Origin of the sequence: Stutzerimonas balearica DSM 6083, assembly GCF_000818015.1 — a bacterium.
Taxonomy (GTDB): Bacteria; Pseudomonadota; Gammaproteobacteria; order Pseudomonadales; family Pseudomonadaceae; genus Stutzerimonas; species Stutzerimonas balearica.
The window spans coordinates 828,551-850,364 of record NZ_CP007511.1 but is presented as its reverse complement, the minus strand read 5'-3'; the positions used below and the strand labels follow the sequence as shown (position 1 = coordinate 850,364).

The window sequence follows — 21,814 nt, the reverse complement described above, 5'->3', positions numbered from 1 at the left end:
ACTGGCGCGACCTTGGGCTTTGCTAAAGAGCGCGCGAACGTCTCCGATCAAGACCGGTAAACAAGGGAAATCCCATGCTGGAAAAGCTGTTCCAACTCAAGGCTCACCACACCACGGTGCGCACCGAGATCCTCGCCGGTCTCACGACCTTTCTGACGATGGCCTACATCCTGTTCGTCAACCCGAGCATCCTTGCCGAGGCCGGGATGGACCACGGCGCGGTGTTCGTCGCTACCTGCCTGGCCGCGGCCATCGGCTCGGCGGTGATGGGCCTGCTGGCCAACTACCCGATCGCGCTGGCGCCGGGCATGGGGCTGAACGCCTTCTTCACCTACACCGTGGTGCTGACCATGGGCTACACCTGGCAGACCGCGCTGGGCGCCGTGTTCCTCTCCGGTGCGATCTTCTTCGCGCTGTCGATCTTCAAGATCCGCGAGTGGATCATCCACAGCATTCCGCTGGCCCTGCGCGCCGGCATCGCCGCGGGCATCGGCCTGTTCCTGGCGATCATCGCGCTGAAGAACGCCGGCATCGTGGTCGACAACCCGGCCACCCTGGTCGGCCTCGGCGACCTCACCAGCGGCGGGCCGCTGCTGGCCTGCCTGGGCTTCTTCGTGATCGCCGCACTGGCCTACCGCAAGGTCACCGGCGCGGTGATGATCGGCATCCTGCTGGTCACCGGGCTGTCGATCGTGCTCGGCCTCTCCGAACTGGGCTCGGTGGTCTCGATGCCGCCGTCGCTGGCGCCGACCCTGCTGCAACTGGACATCGCCGGCGCACTGGACATCGGCCTGCTCTCGGTGATCTTCGCCTTTCTCTTCGTCGATCTGTTCGACACCTCCGGCACCCTGATCGGTGTCGCACAAAAGGCCGACCTGCTGGACAAGGACGGCCGCATGCCGCGCCTGGGCCGCGCCCTGCTGGCCGACAGCACCGCGACCATGGCCGGTGCCGCGCTGGGCACCTCGACCACCACCAGCTACATCGAGTCGGCCGCCGGCATCAGCTCCGGCGGGCGCACGGGCCTGACCGCCTGCGTGGTCGCCCTGCTGTTCCTGCTCAGCCTGTTCTTCGCCCCGCTGGCTGGCGCCGTGCCGGCCTACGCCACCGCCCCGGCGCTGCTGTTCGTCGCCGTGCTGATGATGAGCAGCCTGGCCGGCATCGACTGGGACGACCTCACCGTCGCCGCGCCGGTGGCCATCGCCGCGCTGGCCATGCCGCTGACCTTCTCCATCGCCAACGGCATCGCCTTCGGCTTCATCGCCTGGACCGCCATCAAGCTGCTGGCCGGCCGCTGGCGCGAGCTGAGCCCGGCGATGTGGATCCTCTCGGCGCTGTTCGTGATCAAGCTGGGCTTCTTCAACGGCTGATGGCGCCTGGTAGCGCTGGGCTGAAGCCCACCCTACCGTCCCCGCACAGCGTTCAAGCGTCGGGTGGGCTTCAGCCCACCAAAGCCCCGTGCGGGACCGGACCAGCCCTGACAACCCGCGCCGGCGCGCCGTACAATCCGCGCCCTTGCTGTTGCGCTGGTGGATGAGGTTTTTCCATCCACCTTTGTCACGCGAACGGTGGATGAAAAAACCGCCTTCCACCTACGATCTACCTACCATTTCAAGAGCCATCATGAGCGCTCCGCAATTCGCCCCCGCCACCTACGCCGCCCAACTCGCCGAGAAAGCCGCCCGGCTGGCGGAGCTGCTGGCGCCCTTCGCCGCACCGGCAGCGGAGATCTTCGACTCGCCGCGCGAGCATTACCGCCTGCGTGCCGAGTTCCGCCTGTGGCGCGAGGATGGCCAGCGCCACTACGCGATGTTCGAGCCCGGCGACAAGCACAAGGCGATCCTGATCGACGACTTCCCCATCGCCAGCCGCCGCATCAACGAGCTGATGCCACAGCTGAAGGCCGCCTGGCAGGCTTCGGAAGTCCTCGGTTTCAAGCTGTTCCAGGTCGAATTCCTCACCACGCTGGCCGGCGACGCGCTGATCACCCTCGCCTATCACCGCCCGCTGGACGAGGCCTGGCAGGCCGAAGCCGAACAGCTCGCCGCCCGGCTGGGCGTGAGCCTGGTCGGCCGTTCGAAGGGCAAGCGCATCGTCATCGGCCGCGATTACGTGGAAGAGGAGCTGGTGGTCGCCGGGCGGACCTTCCGCTACCGCCAGCCGGAAGGCGCCTTCACCCAGCCCAACGGCGAGGTCTGCCAGAAGATGCTGGGCTGGGCGTACGAGGCGCTCGGCGAGCGCGACGACGACCTGCTCGAGCTCTACTGCGGCAACGGCAATTTCACCCTGCCGCTGGCCACCCGCGTGCGCCGGGTGCTGGCCACCGAGATCAGCAAGGCCTCGGTCAACGCCGCGCTGGCCAACATCGCGGATAACGGCGCAGGCAACATCGAACTGGTGCGCCTCTCCGCCGAGGAGCTGACCCAGGCCCTGAACGAGGTGCGCCCGTTCCGCCGGCTGGCCCACATCGACCTGAAGAGCTACCAGTTCGGCAGCATTTTCGTCGACCCGCCGCGCGCCGGCATGGACCCGGACACCTGCGAGCTGGCCCGCCGCTTCGAGCGCATCCTCTACATCTCCTGCAACCCCGAGACGCTGGCCGCCAACATCGCCCAGCTGCACGACACCCATCGCATCGAGCGTTGTGCGCTGTTCGACCAGTTCCCCTATACCCACCACATGGAAGCCGGGGTGCTGCTGGTCCGCCGCTGAGCCATGCGCCGCCTTGCCCCTGGCGGCGGCGCACTTCCATAATCGGTCGCACAAGAACGAGACCGAGCTGCCATGGCCATCGCGCGCGAATACCTGGACCAACACGGCCTGATCATCGGCGTATCGCCCGAGCGCTTTCGCGCCATGGCCATGCCGCTGCTGTTCGATCACCTGAATGCGCAGTGCGAGGGGACCATCGCGGTCAACCGCGAAGCGCGCATCGTCTGGATGAACGACAAGTACGCCGAGAAGATCGGCATCCGCGAGCCGGCCAGCGCGCTGGGCAAGGAAGTCGAGCAGGTACTGCCGGCCAGCCGCCTGCGCGAAGTGGTACAGAGCGGCCAACCGAGCATGCTCGATTTGATGGCCTTTGGCAGCGAGCACTTCGTGGTCACCCGCATCCCGCTGCGCGACGAGGACGGCACGCTGGTCGGCGCGCTGGGCTTCGTGCTGTTCGACCGCGCCCGCCACCTCAAGCCGCTGATGGCCAAGTACAGCCACCTGCAGACCCAGCTGCTGGCCACCCAGAACGAACTGGCCAAGGCCCGCCGTGCGCGCTACACCATCGCCGGCTTCATCGGCACCAGTGCCGCGGCCGGCGAGATCAAGCGCCAGGCCCGCCGGGCCGCGCAGCTCGACGCCACGGTGCTGCTGCGCGGCGAGACCGGCACCGGCAAGGAACTGCTCGCCCAGGGCATCCACAACCTCTCGCCACGGGCGCGCGGCCCCTTCGTCGCGGTGAACGTCGCGGCGATCCCGGAAAGCCTGGTGGAAGCCGAGCTGTTCGGCACCGCGCCCGGCGCCTTCACCGGGGCCGACCGCAAGGCGCGCATCGGCAAGTTCGAGGTCGCCAATGGCGGCACCCTGTTCCTCGATGAGATCGGCGACCTGCCGCTGGCGCTGCAGGCCAAGCTGCTGCGCGTGCTGCAGGAGCAGGAGGTCGAGCCGCTGGGCTCCAACCAGGTCAAGCCGCTGAACGTGCGGGTGATCGCCGCCACGCACATCGACCTCGAGGCCAGGGTGGCCGCCGGCGAATTCCGTGACGACCTCTACTATCGGCTCAACGTCCTGGCGCTGCGCGTGCCGCCGCTGCGCGAGCGCCCGACGGACATCCCGGCGCTGGTCGAACATCTGCTCGACGACATCGCCAACCGCTCCGGGCAGGCGCCGATGGAGCTGAGTCAGGAGGCGCTGGCCCTGCTCTGCGCGCAACCCTGGCGCGGCAACGTGCGGGAGCTGGGCAACCTGCTAGAACGCGCACAGTTGTGTGCCGAAGGCCCGCAGCTGACCGCCACCGACCTGCTGCCGCTGCTCGCCGAGCCCGTCACCGAGGGCGAGCCGGCAGTCGCCGTCGCGGCGCCGGCTGCCGTCGCCTCCTCGCCGCCACCGGGCGCCCCCGTGCCACCGCTGGCCATGACCCTGGCCGAAGCCGAGCGCCAGGCCCTGCAGCATGCCCTGCAGGCCTGCGCGGGCAATCGCCGGCGGGCCGCGGGGGTGCTCGGGATCTCGCGTGCAAGCCTCTACAGCAAGCTCCAGCTGCACGGCATCGGCGGGCGCTGAACCGCGGCAGGATCGGGCCGGCTGTTCTACCTTCATGGCAGGGCCGCCGATTTCCGGCGCCGTCAGGGGTAGGATGCGATGACCGACGATGCAGGCAAACTGGTTTTGAGACTGGCCGTGGGCGTGCTGATTCTGCTGCACGGGATTCACAAGCTGCTGCATGGCGTCGACGGCATCGCCGGCATGCTCGCCGGCCATGGGCTGCCGAGCGTGCTCGCCTATGGCGTCTACCTCGGCGAGGTGGTCGGCCCGCTGCTGGTGATTCTCGGCCTGTACACGCGTCTCGGCGCCCTGCTGATGCTGGGCAACATGCTGGTCGCCCTGGCCCTGGCGCACCGCGCCGAGCTGGCCTCGCTGGGGCCGATGGGCGGCTGGGCGATCGAACTGCAGGCGCTGTTCCTGTTCGGCTCGCTGGCGATCCTGCTGCTTGGTGCCGGGCGCTTCAGCCTCGGCGGGGCGAACGCCCGCTTCAACTAGCCGCGCCTGGCGCCCGGTGCCGCCGCGCCGGGCGACCGATCATCGCCTTCGCGCGCACCCTTCGTTTCACTGGCATGGCATTGGCTTGAGCGGTCCTTGCGTCGCCTTGACGCAACCGATCGATAACAAGAAAAAGGACCCATCCATGCCTTCGATACCCCCTCTTGCACTGGCTCGCGTCGGCCTGCCGCTGGCTTCGCTTTGCCTTGCCCTGGCCAGCGAAACGGCTGCGGCCGCCGGCTGCACCGAGCTGATCGGCACCGGCATACCGGCCGAGGCCATCGCCCTGCCGACCCGTGGTGCGCAGGTCACCGCCGCCGTGGCCAGGCCAGCCGACGGCACGACTCCAGCCTACTGCGACCTGAGCGCCGAGATTCGCCCGGTCGACCCCGCCGCACCGGCGATCCGCATGCGTCTGGCGCTGCCCGAGCGCTGGAACCGCAAGGCCCTGATGCTCGGCGGTGGCGGCTACAACGGCAGCGTGCCGAACGTCGCCGGCAACGTTCCGGCCGGCCCGCTGGACCGGCCCACACCGCTGGGCCGGGGCTATGCGGTGTTCGGCAGCGACTCGGGGCATGTCGCCGACCCGCTGCACCCCGGCGCCTTCGCCTGGAACGAAGAAGCGCTGGCCAACTACGCGCACGACGCGCTGAAAAAGACCCGCGACACCGCGATCGAGCTGATCCGCCTGCGCTACGGCGCTGCGCCCGAACGCAGCTACTTCGCCGGCGGTTCCACCGGCGGGCGCGAGGCGCTGGCGGTGGTGCAGCAATGGCCGACCGACTTCCAGGGTGCGATCGCCCTCTACCCCGCCTACAACGCCGCCGCGCTGAACCTGCAGTTCGGCCGCATCAGCCGCACCCTGGCCGCACCCGGTGCCTTTCCCAGCCTGGAGCAGCGCGCCGCCCTGCTCGAGGCGGCGCTGCAGGCCTGCGATCAGCTGGACGGCGTGCGCGACCGCGTGATCAGCCACCAGGCCGCCTGCAATGCTCGCTTCGACCCCGCGCGGGCCCGGCTCGATGGCCGCCCGCTGCGTTGCCGAGGCGGGGCCGCGGGCGGCGAGCGCTGCCTGTCGGATGCTCAGATCACCGCCCTGCGCGTAATCGACACGCCGATCCGCTTCGCCAGGCCGCTGGCCAGCGGCGAACGCGGCTACCCGGGCTTCAACGCCTGGGGCACCGACTTCGGCCGCCCCGGCGGTGGCCTGCAGCAGGTGGTCAACCGGCTGGGCCTCAACACCCTGCCACCGGTCTACCCGATGCCGCCGCATGGCACCGGCTTCGAGGAGGGCGCGCCCTACCACGCCGGTTTCTGGGACGAGTGGATTCGCCACTTCGTGACACGCAACCCGGCCTTCGACTCGCTGACCTTCGACCCGCAGCGGCCCGGTCCCTGGCAGGCGCGCATCGATCAGCTGTCGCTGCGCCAGGACGTCAACCGCACCGACCTTTCGGCCTTCGCCAGGGCCGGCGGCAAGCTGCTCATCGCCCATGGCACCGCCGACCAGCTGGTCAGCAGCCGCGCCAGCGCCGAGTACTACCGGCGCATCCGCCGCGATATGGGCCCCGGCAAGACACGCCAGTTCCTGCGCTATTACGAGATCCCCGGCTATGGCCACGCCGCCAGTACCCAATTCAACGCCGCCTGGGATTCCTTGAGCGCCCTCGAGGCCTGGGTCGAGCACGGCCGTGCGCCACGCCGCCAGACCGTCACCGATACGGTCGGGGTGCCGGGCCGCACGCGGCCGCTATGCGAGTACCCGAGCTGGCCACGCTATGTCGGCAAGGGCGACGTCAACCGCGCCGAGAGCTTTGTCTGCAGCCCCGCCCGGGGTGCGCACCGCTGACAGGCGGGGTCCAGCCAGCTGGACACCCCGAGCCGACCAGGCGTCAGCCCTGATGGACATGTCCAGCCAACTGGACATGTCCATCCCTCGCCCTGACCGCCTGCAGGCCTCGCCACGGGCCGGCTGGCGACCGCTACCGACGATACCGCACGGCTGGCACGCCTTTCGCTCCGCCTGTTGCGGCCGTGCGCACACGGCCCCGGCCAGTGCCGGTACAGAACAACAACAAGAGGACACACCATGCGACTGCACCATCGATCCGTCTGCCCGCTGCTCGCCAGCGCCCTCGCCCTGGCCGTCGCCGGCCCGGCCAGCGCCGCCTTCGTCGAGGACAGCAAGGCCAGCATCGATCTGCGCAACTTCTACATGAACCGCGATTTTCGCTCCGGCGACGGCCAGTCCAAGGCCGAGGAATGGGCGCAGGGCTTCATGCTGAAAATGGAATCGGGCTACACCGAAGGCCCGCTCGGCTTCGGGCTCGACGCCATCGGCCTGCTCGGGGTGAAGCTCGACTCCAGCCCCGACCGCGTCGGCACCGGCCTTCTGCAGAGCGACCGCGAGGCGCCCAACCGTGCCCAGGACGACTACGGCTCGGCCGGGCTGACGGCCAAGGCGCGGCTGTCGGCCACCACTCTGCACCTCGGCACCCTGCAGCCGCTGCTGCCGGTGGTGATGCGCAACGACAGTCGCCTGCTGCCGCAGACCTTTCGCGGCGCCTGGCTGCAGAGCAAGGAGATCGACGGCCTGACCCTCGATGCCGGCAAGCTCGACCGGGTCAACCAGCGCAACTCTTCGGACAACGAGCAGATGACCGCCTTCAACGGCGGCGAGCGCAACATCGTCTTCGGCCGCCAGACAAGCAGCGACCAGTTCCTGTTTGCCGGCGGCCGCTACGCCTGGTCGCCCGAGCTGAGCACCAGCTACTACTACGGCGGCCTCGAGGACATCTACCGGGAGCACAACCTGGGTCTGGTTCACGTACTGCCGCTCGGCGAGGGGCGCAGCTTCAAGACCGACCTGCGCTACGTGCATCAGACCGATGACGGCGGCAGCAACGTCGACGCCGACGCCTTCGGCCTGCTGTTCAGCTACAAGCACGCGCAACACACCTTCAGCGCCAGCTACCAGCGCCTCGATGGCGATACCGGCTTCGCCTACCTCTCCGGCGCCGACAATTCGCTGATGCACCTGGTGCAGATCAACGACTTCGGCAATCAGGACGAGCGCTCCTGGCAGCTGCGCTACGACCTGGACTTCGCCGGCTTCGGCATTCCCGGCCTGAGCCTGATGACCCGCTACCTGTCCGGCGACAACGTCGAGCGGGGCACCGGGCTCGGCGAAGGCAAGACCTGGGAGCGCAACACCGACATCGCCTACGTCATCCAGAGCGGGCCGCTGAAGAACCTCGGCCTGCGCTGGCGCAACGCGACGACACGCAGCAACTACGCCAGCGACCTGGACGAGAACCGTTTGATCATCAGCTACAGCCTGCCGCTCTGGTAATGCACGCCGGCCGGGCTGCGGCCCGGCCGACGCCGACCGGCCGTCCCCTGCCGGGAACACGGGTGGGGGTATGGGTCTCCACATCGGTACAAGCCGAATCGGGAGGTTTCCAATGCTGGTCTTCGAACCCCTTTACACCCCGGGCCTTGCGCAACTGTCCTACCTGGTCGGCGACAGCAAGGCCGCCATCGCCGCGGTGATCGACCCGCGCCGCGACATCGACGTCTACCTCGACATGGCCCGCGAGCGCGGCCTGCGCATCGCGTACGTGTTCGAGACCCACATCCACGCCGACTTCGCCTCCGGTGCCCAGGCCCTGGCGGCGCGCTGCGGCGCCCGGCTGGTCGGCGGGCGCAGTGACGACTACGGCTTCGCCCTGCACCAGGCCGAGGACGGCGAAACCTTCGCCCTCGGCAAGGTCAGCCTGCAAGTGCTGCATTCGCCTGGGCACACCCCCGAGCACATCTCGCTGCTGCTGCGCGACAACCAGCAGGGCGAACAGCCCTTCGCCCTGTTCACCGGCGACACCCTGTTCAACCTCGACGTCGGCCGCCCCGACCTGCTCGGCGCCGGCAGCGAGCGCGCACTCGCCGCACAGCTGCACCACACCCTGTTCGAGCGCTACCTGCCGCTGGGCGAGCGCATGGAGGTCTACCCCTGCCACGGCGCCGGCTCGGCCTGCGGCAAGTCGATCGGTGACCGTCGCCACTCGACCCTGGGCAACGAGCTGCTGTTCAACCCGGCGCTCAAGCCGCGCAGCGAAGCCGAGTTCGTCGACTGGCTGCTGGCCGAGATGCCCGAACCGCCGCGCCACTATGCCCGGCTGAAGCAGCTCAACGCGCGCCCGGCGCCGCTCAGCGCCGGCCCCGCGCTGCCGGCACCGCTGTCGCCGGAGGAGTTCCGCCAGCGCACCCTCGACCACGAGGCCGTGCAACTGGTCGACGTGCGCTCGATCCTCGCCTTTGGTGGCGGCCACGTGCCCGGCGCGCTGAACATCGCGCTGCGCAACGAGTTCGTGAACTGGGCCGGCTGGATGCTCGACGACCAGCGGCCGATCTACCTGGTCGGCGAGGACAGCGCCGAGGTGCAGCAGGCCACCCTGCAGCTCTATCGCATCGGCCTGGACCGCGTCGAAGGCTACCTGCGCAACGGCATGACCGACTGGCAGAACGCCGGCCTGCCGCTGGAACGGGTGCGCGAGTGGACGGTGGAAGAACTCGACAGCCGCCGCGGCGACCCGCAGGTCCAGGTGCTCGACGTGCGCAGCCCCAACGAGGTACGCCAGGGCCGCGTGCCGGGCGCGCAGCACGCCTTTGTCGCCCACCTGCCCGAGCAGCTCGACCGGCTGGATCGCGACAAGACCGTGGCGGCCTATTGCGGCAGCGGCTACCGCGCCTCGATCGCGGCGAGCATCCTCAAGCGCCATGGCTTCCGCGACGTGGTCAACGTGCCCGGTTCCTGGACCGCCTGGCAGAAGCACGACCTGCCGGTGCAGCAGGCCGGCTGAGCCACTCTAGTGGCCTGTTTGGCTAGTTCAGTTAGTCAATTTCGGCGCGCGAGGCCCCGCTACTGCGTTGCCACTCCTCGCCATAGCCCTGCTATGACTCGTCGCGGCGCCTTGTCTCGGAACCTCGTGCATCCGAACTTGAGTTAACCAACTAGCCGCACAGGCCACTAGTACTCCACCGCCAGGCGGGCGCTGGCCGGCTCGGCCTGGCAGGCCAGCACCCAGCCCTGGCGCAGCTGCGCGCTATCGAGCACCAGGTTGCTGCGCATGCGCGCCTCGCCCTCCACCACCCGGCAGCGGCAGGCGCCGCATACGCCGGAGCGGCAGGCCTGCGGCGGTTGCAGGCCGACCGCTTCCATGGCTTCGAGCAGCGCCTCGCCCGGCTGTACGTCAAGCTCGCGGCGGCGGCCGTCGAGGGTCACCTGCAGGCGGCTGGCGCGCGCTTGGTTGCCTCGCGCGGGGGCAGGCGCGGCGCTGGCGAAACGCTCCAGATGGATGCGCGCCGGCTCCACGCCGTGCTCGGCCAGGGCCTGCACGGCGCCGTCCATGAAGGCCTGCGGGCCACAGACAAAGGCTTCGACGCGCGGCCAGCCGGCGATCTTCTCGGCGATCGCCCGGCTGCTCGGCACGCCCTGCTCGGCGTCGAGCCAGATGCACAGCTGCAGCCGTTCGGGGTGGCGTGCGGCGAGCGCGGCCAGCTCGTCGGCGAAGATCAGCGATTCGGCATCGCGGCTGGCGTAGAACAGGAACACCCGACCGCGCCCCTGCTCGAGCACCGCCTCGAGGATCGCGCGCAGCGGCGTGATACCGCTGCCGGCGCCGAGCAGCAGGTGATCGCCATCCAGATCCCTGGAAACGAAGACACCGGCCGGCGGCAGCAGCTCGACGCGTGCGCCCGGCCGAAGCTGGTCGAGCAGCCAGTTCGAGGCGCGCCCGTCGGGCACGCGCTTGACCGTGATGCGCAGCGTGCCGTCGTTGCCGACCGGCTGCGACAGCGAATAGCAGCGCAGCAGCGGTGGCTCGGCGCAGGGCACACGCAGGGTGACGAACTGCCCCGGTTGCGCAGCGAAGCGTTCCCTGAGCGCCGGCGGCACACGCAGGCTGAACGAAGCGCTATCGGCCGTCTCGGCCTGGCGCGCGCTGACCTCGAGCGTAGCGAAAGCCGGCGCCGCGACCACTGCGGCAGGCGCCGAGCCACTCGCCGGCGCCGTCTGGCGCGGGCCACGCAGCATCGACCAGGCCAGCTTGCGGCGCAGCAGCAGCACGTAGCCGATATGCAGGCCCACCAGGGTCAGCGCCAGGTTGGCGAAGAACTCGTGCACTTCCTCGGGGTCGCCCAGCCAGCCGACGAAATCGATGTCACTGGCGGCACCGAACAGCTCCGGGCTGACGCCCGGCAGGTCGGCCAGCACGTCGCCGTTATCGACCATGCCCAGGCCGATCAGGCTGGCCAGCGCCAGGCTGACCAGGGTGGCAAAGGTCAGCCAGCTGCCGAACGCGCCGAGGCTCGGCTTGCGTGGTTGCGCCGGCAGTAACCGCGGGAAGCCACGCGGGCGCAGCAGGGCAATCACCAGCCGCGCGAGCAGCAGCCCGACCAGGCCGTAGCCCAGCCAGACATGCAGTAGCTCGGCATCGTCGCCGGTCAGGTAGACCGCGACGAAGAAACCGGCCAACAGCCAGTGGAACAGACGAAAACGGTTGAAAACGGCCACGACGGCGATCCTCTCTGATGGATGCCGCACTTGTAGGCCGCCGAGCTGAAGCGAAGCTGAACGCCATCGCCGCGCGGCGTTCAGCTTCGCGTAAGAAGCGCCGGCTAGGCTGCGCTCAACCCACCTGGAGAGCGCTTTATGAAAGCCCACTGGATCGCCCTGGCCTGCTGCCTCAGCCTGCCCGCCCTGGCCGAAACCGAACACCCGCTCTTGCCCGGCTACGCCACCCAGGCACGCCAGGCCGATCCGGCCTTCGCCGGCTTCTCCGCCGAGCGCGGCAAGGCGCTGTACTTCGCCGAGGAGCAGCGCGACGGCAAGATCATGAGCTGCACCACCTGCCATACCGCCGACCCGCGCCAGGCCGGCAAGACCCCCGCGCACCGCAAGGTCGACCCGCTGGCACCGGTGGCCAACCCCGAGCGCTTCACCGACCTGAAGAAGGTCGAGAAGTGGTTCCGCCGCAACTGCGACGATGTCTTCGCCCGCGAATGCACGGCACAGGAAAAAGGCGACTTCATCAGCTGGATCACTGGCCTGAAGTAGGAGCACGCCCATGAAACGCATCGTTGCGCTTGCCACCCTCACCGGGCTGGCCCTCGCGCTGACCCTCGGCGGCTTCAGCCTAGCCGGCGACGACGAACATCACGAACGCAAGGACTACAAGAGACCCAAGCGCCTGGCCGTGCCCAGCGACGCACCGCTGGTATGGAAGGAGGAATGCGCCGCCTGCCACATGCTCTATTCGCCCGGCCTGCTGCCGGCCGATGCCTGGCGCGAGCAGATGCGCACCCTCGGCGACCACTACGGCAGCAACGCCTCGCTGGACCCAGTGCAGGAAAAGGAAATCCTCGATTTCCTGGTCCGCGCCTCGGCCACCAACCGCTTGCCGGTCGAGCCGTCGCCGACCGCCGGCGAGCCGCCGCGCATCAGCCAGACCCGCTGGTTCGAGCGCAAGCACCACGAGGTCAGCGAGGCCAAGTTCGCCCGCGAGGCAGTCGGTGGCCGCTTCAACTGCGTGGCCTGCCACCGCGACGCCGAGCGCGGCGACTTCGACGAGGACCACGTGAAGATCCCGCGCTGAGGCGATGGCCTGTGCGCCCTGTTCATTCCATGGAGAGAAACCGATGACGACCCCTACCCTGCGCGGCGCCCTGGCACTGTCGCTGCTGCTGAACCTCGGCGTGCTCGGCACGCTGGCCTGGCAGAAGCTGGCCACCGACGGCCTGCCGATGCCTTCCGGCGCGCCGACCGCGCTGTCACGTGAGTTGCAGCTGAGCGCCGAACAGCTCGGCCGCTGGCATGACCTGCGCGCACCCTACCTGGCTCGCCTGCGGGCCGCCGAGACGGCGCTGGCCGAGCAGCACCAGCGGCTGCTCGACGCGCTGCTTGGCGAGCGCGCAGACCCGCAGCGCATCGCCGGCGAACAGGCGCGCCTGGCCGAATTGCGCGAGGCGCGCCAGCAGTTGCTGGTCGAGCAGTTGCTGGCTGAGCGCGAGTTGCTCGATGCGCGGCAGCGAGATCGGCTGGTGGGCTATCTGGCTGCGCAGGATGCCGTGGGGGCGGTTGCCGTGGGGCGATAGCTTCGGCACGGGCGCCGGGCCGGGCTCTTTGCGGCTGGCTCGGCGCTGCCGACTTTCACGCGTCAGCCCTTCGCAGAAGCGCTTCGGGGCTGCTGGCTGCACCCTTCGTTTCGCCCTGCGGGGCGATTCACTTTCTTCACTCGCCGGATGGCCGGCCCCCAAAAAGCAAGCAAAAACGCTTGTCTCTCCATCGGATCCCGCATTCCACCCGCGCTCCGGAAACGGCGTACAAGAGCACGCCTGGTCCTCTCGCCGCGCCCATACCGCTCGCCCTGACACAACGACTGCGCTCACCCTCCTGAAGGGGCATGACAGGTCGTGCACAGAATGCAACGCCAAAGCCACTTCTCGTTCTTGTGCAGGCGACTCGGACCTCGATCCCGTCAGGAGGCCGAGCGGAGGTGTTGCGCAGGGGACGCGAGGCATGGACGCCTGGCGAGCAACGAAGGGGCCGAGGCACCCCGTCGTGAGAGGGCGCCGAGCCCGGCCACCAGTGCGAAGGAAGTCTGGCCGCCAAGCGGGCGGCCCCGGATGTCGGGCGCGCTGTCTCTTTGGCTGCTTTCCCTGCGAGCAACGCAACACGAAGCGAAGCGGAGCAACAGCCGCAGGCTGGCCCGAAGGGCGAGCGATGCGAGTCAAGTGACTCGGCCGGGGGCCGAAACCCGAGGCAGCAGCACACGCGGCAACCGCTCCTACCCTCGAACGAAATCAAACGCCTGAAACTGCAGGCTTGCCGATCCAGGCCACACCCCGATAACTCAATAAAGGAAGAATGGCCACGTACCTGCGGGGCAGCGGTAGCGTTTAAACCTGCAGCCCCACCACTCAGCCCTCCCGTGGCGGGCGGCTCCCCGGCGCCGCTGTCGCTGCCGGCTGCCCCCCACCGGCACGCGCCAACCGGCGTGCGGCGGGCTGCTCGTCGCGCTCCCGATCGGCCGTGGTATTGCCCAGCAAACTGCCGGTCGCCACCTGCAGGTACGCCTGCAAATCACGCAGCATCGGCGCCGCACGGGCGGCATCCTCGATGCGCTCGGCCGCGGCATCGGTGCCGAGCCGGTAGCGGTACAAGCGCGGCTCGAGGTCCTTGGGCTGCACCAGTACCTGGTCGCCGCGCAGTATCGCCACGGTCTGGTCGCTGCCCGAGGGTTTGATGATGCCGAAGCCCGGATCGCGCTCGTCCAGCGCCAGCAGATCGCGGCCCCAGCACTGGTGGCGCACTTCGCCCCCGAGACGGCCCATGATGGTCGGCACCACGTCGACCTGGGTGCCGACTATCTGGCGCCGCGCACCAAAGGTTTCGGTCACGCCCGGGGCGATCAGCAGCAGCGGTACATGGAAGCGGAACAGGTCCATTTCGGTGAGCTGCTCCGGCGCGCCGAAGCCATGGTCGCCGACCACCACGAACAGGGTGTCGTTGAACCAGGGTTTCTGCCGGGCCTGCTCGAAGAAGCGGCCCAGCGCCCAGTCGGCGTAGCGCATCGCGGTCAGGTGCTCGTCGAGCGAGCCATGCCCGCTGACCGCCTGCACCGGCAACGGATCGGGCAGCGCATAGGGCGTGTGGTTCGACAGCGTCTGCAGCAGTGCGTAGAACGGTTTGTCCTGGCCCAGCGCGTCGAGCTCCTGCACCGCGCGGTCGAACATGTCCTGGTCGGAAACGCCCCAGGTCGGGTCGGAGACCACCGGGTCGACATAGTCGTTGCGGCCGACGAAACGGGTCATGCCCTGGTTGCCGAAAAAGCCCAGCTGGTTGTCCCAGGCGAAATCGCCGTTGTAGACGTAGACATCGTTGAACGCACGCGCGCTGAGCAGTTGCGGCAGGCCGGAGAAGCGGTGGCTGCCCTCGGGCGACTGCATCAGGTATTCGAAGCCCGGCAGGTTGGGAAAGCAGGCCATGCTGGCGAACATGCCCTGGTGGGTGTGGGTGCCGTTGGCGAAGAAGCGCTCGAACAGCAGGCCCTCGCCGGCCAGCCGGTCGAAGTTCGGGGTGATGCCGTCGCGGCTGCCCAGCGCGCCGACATACCGCCCGGCAAAGCTCTCCATCAGGATCACCACCACGTTGCGCACCGGTAGCCGGCCGGCCTCGGGCGCCTGGTAGTCGCGGCGCACCGCGGCCAGCTCGCCGTCAACCAGCCGATCGTTGCCGGTCAGCAACAGCACGCGGGTGCGCGCCAGGGCCTCGCCTTCGGGCAGTACGGCTTTCCAGGCGTTGTCACGGTGATCGGAATAGCGGTTCTTCGCCGCCTCGTAGAGCGACAGCGCCGGGTTCAGGCCGAGCTGGTTGACGAACACCGAGTCGGTGGTGAAGGCATCGCCCCAGCGCAGCGGTGGGCCCTGGCGCAGGGTGCCACGGGCGGCGACCACGCTGACCAGCACCAGCGCGACCAGCGTCGCACCGCGCCAGTGCCAGCCCAGCGGCGCCGGGCTGCGCGGCCTGCTGGCCAGCGCGCCGACCTGCGGCCGGCAACGGCGGTCGAGCCAGCCGAACAGCAGCGACCAGAGCAGCGTCAGCCCACCCCAGACGCCGAGCAGCTTCAGTACCGGAAAGCCGTGCCAGAGCATGCTGAGGACGGTCGCCGGATCTTCGGACAGGTACTGGAAGACCAGGCTGTTCAGGCGCTGGTGAAACTCCTGGTAGAAGTTCAGCTCGATCATCCCGAGCAGGATCACCAGGCTGGCGCAAACGTCCAGCCAGACGCGCTGCAGCCTGCGCGCGGCCATCGCCCGGCGGCTGAGCACCGCCAGCGAAAGCGGCAGGAGGATGTAGACAAGCAGGCGCAGGTCGAAGCGCAGGCCGTTGCCGAAGCCTTCGAGCAGGGTTCCCAGGCTGGCATCACCGAGCAGCTCGCGGTTGAACAGCAAGAGCGCCAGGCGCAGCAGGGAGAACAACACCAGCAGCGCAAGCGCGCTGCCGGTCATGAACAGCAGGTGGTGGCGCAGGCCTGGCTGGCCGGCCGAGGCGCGAGCGATTCCATCGGTCATGAAAGGGTTCCTGGGCAGATCGGAAGAGGACTCAAAGCAGGATCACCGCCCAGACCACGGCGATAAGCGTCATGGTCAGCAGCTGGGCGGCGCTGCCCATGTCCTTGGCGCGCTTGGACAGCGGGTGCAGTTCCAGCGAGATGCGGTCGACGGTGGCCTCGATCGCCGAGTTGAGCAGCTCGACGATCGGCGCCAGGAGCACCACAGCGATCAGCACGGCGCGCTCGACGCGGCTGACATCGAGCAGAAACGCCAGCGGGATCAGCAGCAGGTTGAGCAACACCACCTGGCGGAAGGCCGCCTCGCCCACATAGGCCGCGCGCAGCCCGGCCAGCGAATAGCCGCCGGCCTGGACGATACGCCGCAAGCCCTGGCGCCCCTTGAGCGTGGCCGCATCGAGCGACTCGGCTAACGGTTCAGTGTCCATCGTCGACCTCTTGGGCGCCGAGCAGGGCCGCCTGGTAGTGCGCCTGCAGCGCGGCCCAGTCGCCGGTCGAGATCGCCGGGGCACGCCGGCGCAGCTGGTCCATGTCGCGTCGCGAGGCCTGCCGAGGCCACAGGCGCCGGCGGCATTTCTCCAGATCGAGCAGCGCCACCTCGACCTGTGCGTCCGCACCTTCGCCGTCCACGCGCAGGAAGATGTGCTTGGGGTAGAGGCAGCCGTGCTGCCAGCCGGCCCGATGCAGGCGCGCGAGCATTTCACCCAGGCGCTGCAGCAGCCGGGCCTGCACCGCGGCATCACGCAGGTGACGCGCGTCCTGATACCACTGCTCGAGGCTGACGAAGCCGCTCAGCTCCTCGGTGACCAGCAACGCCTGCCATTGCCCGGCCGGACGCTGCGCCGCGCAGTAGACCACCCGCGGTACCCGGATGCCGAGCCGCTCCAGGGCGCGCAGCGCCTGGTATTCGCGCAGCGCCGTGGGGCGGCCGAACGGGTGCGCCAGCGAGCGGTACAGGTGGCCGGTCTGGCGCTTGCAATACAGCAGCGGCCGTTGCGGATCGGCCAGGCGCAGGCGCTTGACGCCACTCTCGCCGTCACGCCGCCGGTTGGGCTCCTCGACCCACTCGCCCTGCGCCTCCCACCAGCGCTGAAAGGTGCTGGCCTGCGCCTGCGCTCCGGGTATCACCAATGGCATGCCCATGGTCAGCTCCGCTTGCGCAGTACGTAGACCCGCCACATCGCGTAGCCGGGCAGGAAGTCGCGGTGGCCGAGGATATCGAAGCCGGCCTCGGCGAATTCCGCCTCGACCAGCCCGCGCGGTACCACGAAGCGGTTCTGGTTTTCCTTGGCCGGGCGCCGGCGCTCCAGGCGCTTGCGCTTCCACGCCTTGTAGTTGCCGTCGACCCACAGCGAGAGGATCAGGGTGTCGCGGGTGACGCGGTGGAATTCGCGCAGCATCGCCAGCCGGTGCTGCGGGTCGGCCACGTGATGCAGCAGACGCATGCAGAAGATCGAGTCCACCGCACTGTCGTGCATGTCGATGTCGAACGCCGAGGTCTGAAAGGTCTCGACCCGCGCGACCACTTCAGGCGGCTGCTCGCTCTGGGCGACGGCCAGCATGTCGGCCGAGTTGTCGGCGGCAAAGATCATCCGGCTGGGGTGCTCGGCCAGCAGCGGCCAGAAGCGCCCGGCGCCGCAGGGCAGATCGAGCACCAGGTCCGGTTCGCCGGCGCGGGTCAGCGCCCAGCGGGCGAGCTGTTCGTCGCGCCAGTGCGACAGGCGCCGCGCGATGCCGTCCTGGTGCTTGTGCAGGTACTGGTAGGCGTGGTCGCGGTCGTACTTGCGGGAAAAGTCCAGTTCGATGGGGTTGGATCGAGGCATGACGGGCACCGCTCTATGAAGGTCACGCCCCAACCTAGCCTGACCGCCATCAAGGCCCCGTCAAAAGACTGTGAAAAAAACGTCAAGAACCGAGCGCCACGCTGAAACAGCTGCCGCACGGTTGCTGCGCCTGCACGCGCACCTGCCAGCCCTGGTGCGCGCAGATCCTGCGCACCAGCGAAAGCCCGAGGCCGAGGCCCTCGCCGCGATTCTCGGCACCGCGCACGAACGGCTGGAACATGCGTTCCTGCTGCTCCGGCGGAATGCCGACGCCGCTGTCCTCGACACGAAAGCCGCCGCGTTCGAGCACCAGGCGGATGCCGCCGCTGTCGGTGTAGTGCAGTGCGTTGCGCAACAGGTTGGACATCACCGTGCCGAGCAGCGTGTGGTTGTACAGCCTCTCGTCGTCGCCTTCGCGAACCACCTCGAAGGCCAGCCCCTTCTCGCGCATCGGCGGCGCCCAGCGCTCGCTCTGCTCACGCGCCACCTCGTCCAGGCTGGCGCTGCCGCCAAAGGCGAGCTGCTGATCGGGGCGCGAGCGTGCCAGCAGAAGAAAGGTCTCGACCAGCGCCTGCATTTCTTCGGCGGCGCGCTGGATACGCTCGGCCTGGCGCCGCGAGCGCTCGGGCAGCTCGCCGGCCAGCAGCAGTTCGCAGGCCCCGAGCACCACCATCAGCGGGGTGCGCAGCTCATGGCTGACGTCGGCGGTGAACAGCCGTTCGCGCTCGAGCGTCTGGCGCAGCTGGCCGAGCGTGCTGTCGAAGGCCGCGGCCAGATGGCCGACCTCGTCGTCGGCGTACTGCAGGGCCAGCGGCGGCGCCAGTGGATGCAACTGGTCGCGATGACGTACCTGCAGCGCCAGGCGGCTCACCGGCGCCATCACCTTGTCCGCCATCAGCCGGCCGAGCAGCCAGGCGCCGAGCACGCTGAGCACGAAGCCGGCGAGCACGGTGTTGAACAGGGCGTTCTCGCGCTCCTCGAACTCGTTCTGCTCCTCCATCAGCACATAGCGCTCGCCATCCAGGTCGCGCACGTAGACGTAGTACGCCTCGTTGCCGCGCACCACCTCGGTGAAACCTTCGGCCAGCGCGGCGAAGCCGTCGGGCAGCGGGTGCTCCGGTAGCGCGGTGCTGAAGAACAGGGTGCGCGCATCCAGCCGCGGCGGCTGGCCGCTGGGCAGGTCCTCATGCAGGACGGTGTCCATCTCGCGGCCCATTTCCTCGGTCACCAGCTGCGACTCGATGGAATAGACCACCGCGACGATCCCAAGCGAGAACATGCCGCTGACCAGCAGCGTCATCAGCGTGAAGGCAATGACGATGCGGCGGGCGAAAGGCTGCTTAGCGAGCATCGCTCTGCTCCGCCAGGCGGAAGCCGACGCCATGCACCGTGTGCAGCAGCGGCCGCTCGAAGGGTTTGTCCAGCGCCTGGCGCAGCTGGTGGATGTGGCTGCGCAGGCTGTCGCTGTCGGGCACGTTGTCGCCCCACAGGGCTTCCTCGAGCGCCTCGCGCCGCACCACCGCCGGGCTGCGCTGCATGAGGATGGCGAGCAGCTTGTGGCCGATGGGGTTGAGCCGGATCGGCACACCGCCGCGGCTCACCGCCAGGGTGTCGAGGTCATAGACGAGGTCGCCGACCTGCAGCTGCCGGCGCCGGGAACCCTGGCTGCGGCGCAGCACCGCTTCGATGCGGGCGACCAGCTCGGACAGGGCGAAGGGCTTGACCAGGTAGTCGTCGGCGCCGGCCTCGAGCCCCTTGATGCGATCGGGCAGCGCATCGCGGGCGGTGAGCATGATGATCGGCGTGTCGCGCCGCGCATCGTCGCGCAGGCGCTGGCACACCTGATAGCCGTCGATACCGGGCAGCATGATGTCCAGCACGATCAGGTCGTAGTCCTGGGTGGCCGCCAGATGCAGGCCGCTCAGGCCGTCCTGGGCGCAATCGACGAGGTAGCCCTTGAGCTCGAGGTAGTCGAGCACGTTGGCGAGGATGTCGCGGTTGTCTTCGATGACGAGGATTCGCATATCGGTTCGCGGCTATGACGATTTTTTCACGGCTTCTTTACGAAGGGCTCACGGACGCACTCGCAGACTTCGCCGCGTTCGTCCTTAGCCGTGGATCATACGATGCCTTTTCCCCGACATGCTCAGCTTCGTTATCTCGCCCTGCTTCTGGGCCTCTGGCTCGGCACCTTCGTGCTGACCCGCTCGGCGTTGCTCGTCGCGCACTGGCAGGAGGCGACCGCCGGCCCGCTCGACATCCTGCGCATCTATGCCGAAGGCGCGATCTACGACCTGGCCTACCTGGCCTTTGCCGCCGTGCCGCTGGCGCTGTATCTCGCGCTCTGCCCGCGAAAGGTCTGGGCCAGCCGCTGGCACCGGCTCGGCCTGCGCCTGCTGCTGGTGCTGAGCCTCTACGCGATGCTGTTCACCGCGGTGGCCGAGTGGCTGTTCTGGGACGAGTTCGGCGTGCGCTTCAACTTCATCGCGGTGGATTACCTGGTCTACTCCGACGAGGTCATCCACAACATCATGGAGTCCTACCCGCTCTTCACCCTGCTCGGCCTGCTCGCCGCCCTGGCCCTGGCACTCGGCCTGGCCCTGCAGCGGCCGGTCAGCCGCGCCCTTGCCGCACCGAGCCTGCCCTGGCGCGGGAGCCTGGCGACGCTGGCCGGCGTAGCGGGCCTGGCACTGGCCGCGGCACTGGTGGTTGGCCAGGACTTTCCGCGCGGCAGCGGCGGCAACGCCTACCAGCGCGAGCTGGCGAGCAACGGCCCGTTCCAGTTCTTCGCCGCCTTTCGCAACAACGAGCTGGACTATCCGCAGTTCTACGCCACGCTGCCCGACGCCGAGATCGGCAGCCGCCTGCGCCGGGAAGTCGCCGAGCCGAATGCGCGCTTCCTCGGCAAAGACCCGCTGGACATCCGCCGGGCGATCGACAACCCCGGCCAGCCGCGTCATCTGAACGTCGTGCTGGTGACCATCGAGAGCCTCAGCGCCAAGTACCTGGGCAGCTTCGGCGACGCGCGCGGGCTGACCCCCAACCTCGACGAGCTGCGCAAGCACAGCCTGACCTTCACCAACTTCTACGCCACCGGCACGCGCACCACCCGTGGCCTGGAGGCGATCACCCTGTCCGTGCCGCCGACTCCGGGGCGCTCGATCGTCAAGCGCATCGGTCGCGAGAGCGGCTTCGCCAGCCTCGGCCAGCAACTCGGCGCCCAGGGTTACGACAGCGTGTTCCTCTACGGTGGGCGCGGCTATTTCGACAACATGAGCGCCTTCTTCGGCGGCAACGGCTACCGCGTGGTCGACCAGAGCAGCGCCGACGAAGCGGACATCCACTTCAAGAATGCCTGGGGCATGGCCGACGAGGACCTCTATGCCCTGGCCATGCGCGAGGCCGATGCCGACCACGCCGCCGGCAAGCCGTTCCTGCTGCAGCTGCTGACCACCTCCAACCACCGCCCCTACACCTACCCGGACGGCCGCATCGACATCCCCTCCGGCGAGGGCCGCGAAGGTGCGGTGAAGTACACCGACTACGCCATCGGCCAGTTCCTCGACAAGGCGCGGCGCAAGCCCTGGTTCAAGGACACGCTGTTCGTCTTCGTCGCCGACCATACCGCCGGCAGCGCCGGCTCGCAGGACCTGCCGGTGGCCAACTACCACATTCCGCTGTTCGTCTACGCGCCGGGCCTGATCGAGCCGCGCGAGTTCACCGGGCTGGCCAGCCAGATCGACCTGGCCCCGACTCTGCTCGGCCTGCTGAACATGGATTACGTGTCGACCTTCTTCGGCCGCAACCTGTTGCGCGAGGATGCCGCGCCGGGACGCGCACTGATCGGCAACTACCAGCACCTGGGCCTGTTCGACGGCCGCGACCTGGCGATCCTCAGCCCGCGCCTGCAGGTACGTCGGCATGACGAGGCGCTGCGCTCGAGCCGCGAATCCGAGGCGCCGCTGAGCGACCCGCTGGTGCAGCGCGACATCGCCTACTACCAGGGCGCGAGCCACGACTACCGCCAGGGCCTGCTGAGCTGGCGGGCGCCAGCACCGCACGCCGATCAGCTCAGCCAACGCTAGACCGACCCGGCGCCCGACCAGGGCGCCTCTG

The 21,814-nt window shown here is 68.9% G+C and carries 18 protein-coding genes; 11 read left to right on the top strand and 7 right to left on the bottom strand.

Features of this window, described 5'->3' with window-relative positions:
- Positions 1-74 precede the first annotated feature (74 nt).
- The 7 genes from CL52_RS03815 (at position 75) to CL52_RS03785 (ending at position 9,605) form a co-directional block, all read left to right on the top strand.
- Positions 75-1,370, top strand: a complete 1,296-nt coding sequence (locus CL52_RS03815) for an NCS2 family permease (RefSeq protein WP_043218612.1) — start codon at positions 75-77, stop codon at positions 1,368-1,370.
- A gap of 253 nt (positions 1,371-1,623) precedes the next feature.
- Positions 1,624-2,712, top strand: a complete 1,089-nt coding sequence (gene trmA / locus CL52_RS03810) for a tRNA (uridine(54)-C5)-methyltransferase TrmA (protein ID WP_043218610.1) — start codon at positions 1,624-1,626, stop codon at positions 2,710-2,712.
- Between the two features lie 72 nt (positions 2,713-2,784).
- A complete protein-coding gene (locus CL52_RS03805; RefSeq protein ID WP_043218608.1) occupies positions 2,785-4,272 on the top strand; it encodes a sigma-54 interaction domain-containing protein in 1,488 nt (495 codons plus the stop codon).
- A 78-nt stretch (positions 4,273-4,350) separates the two neighbouring features.
- Positions 4,351-4,749 carry a DoxX family protein gene (locus tag CL52_RS03800; RefSeq protein WP_041111312.1) on the top strand — a complete coding sequence of 133 codons (399 nt, stop codon included), beginning with the start codon at positions 4,351-4,353 and terminating at the stop codon, positions 4,747-4,749.
- A gap of 145 nt (positions 4,750-4,894) precedes the next feature.
- Positions 4,895-6,595, top strand: a complete 1,701-nt coding sequence (locus tag CL52_RS03795; RefSeq protein ID WP_043218607.1) for a tannase/feruloyl esterase family alpha/beta hydrolase — start codon at positions 4,895-4,897, stop codon at positions 6,593-6,595.
- Between the two features lie 240 nt (positions 6,596-6,835).
- Positions 6,836-8,098, top strand: a complete 1,263-nt coding sequence (locus tag CL52_RS03790; RefSeq protein ID WP_043218605.1) for an OprD family porin — start codon at positions 6,836-6,838, stop codon at positions 8,096-8,098.
- Between the two features lie 112 nt (positions 8,099-8,210).
- Entirely contained in the window at positions 8,211-9,605 is a 1,395-nt protein-coding gene (locus CL52_RS03785; RefSeq protein WP_043218603.1) for an MBL fold metallo-hydrolase, read from the top strand.
- Positions 9,606-9,772: 167 nt separating this feature from the next.
- Here the strand turns inward: CL52_RS03785 and CL52_RS03780 are convergent, their stop codons facing one another.
- Entirely contained in the window at positions 9,773-11,317 is a 1,545-nt protein-coding gene (locus tag CL52_RS03780) for a 2Fe-2S iron-sulfur cluster-binding protein (protein WP_043218601.1), read from the bottom strand.
- Between the two features lie 138 nt (positions 11,318-11,455).
- On the opposite strand from CL52_RS03780, the gene CL52_RS03775 reads away from it, so the two are divergent.
- The 3 genes from CL52_RS03775 to CL52_RS03765 are packed head-to-tail and all read left to right on the top strand — an operon-like array spanning position 11,456 to position 12,897.
- Entirely contained in the window at positions 11,456-11,860 is a 405-nt protein-coding gene (locus CL52_RS03775; protein WP_043218600.1) for a DUF1924 domain-containing protein, read from the top strand.
- Between the two features lie 10 nt (positions 11,861-11,870).
- The gene (locus tag CL52_RS03770) at positions 11,871-12,398 is read left to right on the top strand and encodes a diheme cytochrome c (protein WP_043218599.1); all 528 of its coding nucleotides are present in this window, start codon (positions 11,871-11,873) and stop codon (positions 12,396-12,398) included.
- Between the two features lie 43 nt (positions 12,399-12,441).
- Positions 12,442-12,897: a periplasmic heavy metal sensor gene (locus CL52_RS03765; RefSeq protein ID WP_043218598.1), complete on the top strand. Its 456-nt coding sequence runs from the start codon at positions 12,442-12,444 to the stop codon at positions 12,895-12,897.
- An 825-nt stretch (positions 12,898-13,722) separates the two neighbouring features.
- Here CL52_RS03765 and CL52_RS03760 read toward each other — a convergent pair.
- From CL52_RS03760 to CL52_RS03735, 6 genes are all read right to left on the bottom strand, one after another.
- Positions 13,723-15,876, bottom strand: coding sequence for an LTA synthase family protein (locus CL52_RS03760; protein WP_052264513.1), 2,154 nt, complete (start codon positions 15,874-15,876; stop codon positions 13,723-13,725).
- 31 nt (positions 15,877-15,907) lie between these two features.
- On the bottom strand, positions 15,908-16,303 hold the full coding sequence (locus tag CL52_RS03755; RefSeq protein ID WP_041103741.1) for a diacylglycerol kinase: 396 nt from the start codon (positions 16,301-16,303) through the stop codon (positions 15,908-15,910).
- Positions 16,293-17,018, bottom strand: coding sequence for a lipopolysaccharide kinase InaA family protein (locus CL52_RS03750; protein WP_043218597.1), 726 nt, complete (start codon positions 17,016-17,018; stop codon positions 16,293-16,295). The genes CL52_RS03755 and CL52_RS03750 overlap by 11 nt, the downstream gene beginning before the upstream one ends.
- Before the next feature lie 2 nt (positions 17,019-17,020).
- Positions 17,021-17,698, bottom strand: a complete 678-nt coding sequence (locus tag CL52_RS03745) for a class I SAM-dependent methyltransferase (RefSeq protein ID WP_041103737.1) — start codon at positions 17,696-17,698, stop codon at positions 17,021-17,023.
- Positions 17,699-17,780: 82 nt separating this feature from the next.
- Positions 17,781-19,049: a sensor histidine kinase gene (locus tag CL52_RS03740; protein ID WP_043218596.1), complete on the bottom strand. Its 1,269-nt coding sequence runs from the start codon at positions 19,047-19,049 to the stop codon at positions 17,781-17,783.
- Complete coding sequence (locus CL52_RS03735; RefSeq protein WP_041103734.1) at positions 19,039-19,722, bottom strand: response regulator transcription factor; 684 nt, start codon at positions 19,720-19,722, stop codon at positions 19,039-19,041. Before CL52_RS03735 ends, CL52_RS03740 begins: the two co-directional genes overlap by 11 nt.
- A gap of 102 nt (positions 19,723-19,824) precedes the next feature.
- On the opposite strand from CL52_RS03735, the gene CL52_RS03730 reads away from it, so the two are divergent.
- Positions 19,825-21,783, top strand: coding sequence for an LTA synthase family protein (locus CL52_RS03730; protein WP_043218590.1), 1,959 nt, complete (start codon positions 19,825-19,827; stop codon positions 21,781-21,783).
- The last annotated feature ends 31 nt before the right edge of the window (positions 21,784-21,814 follow it).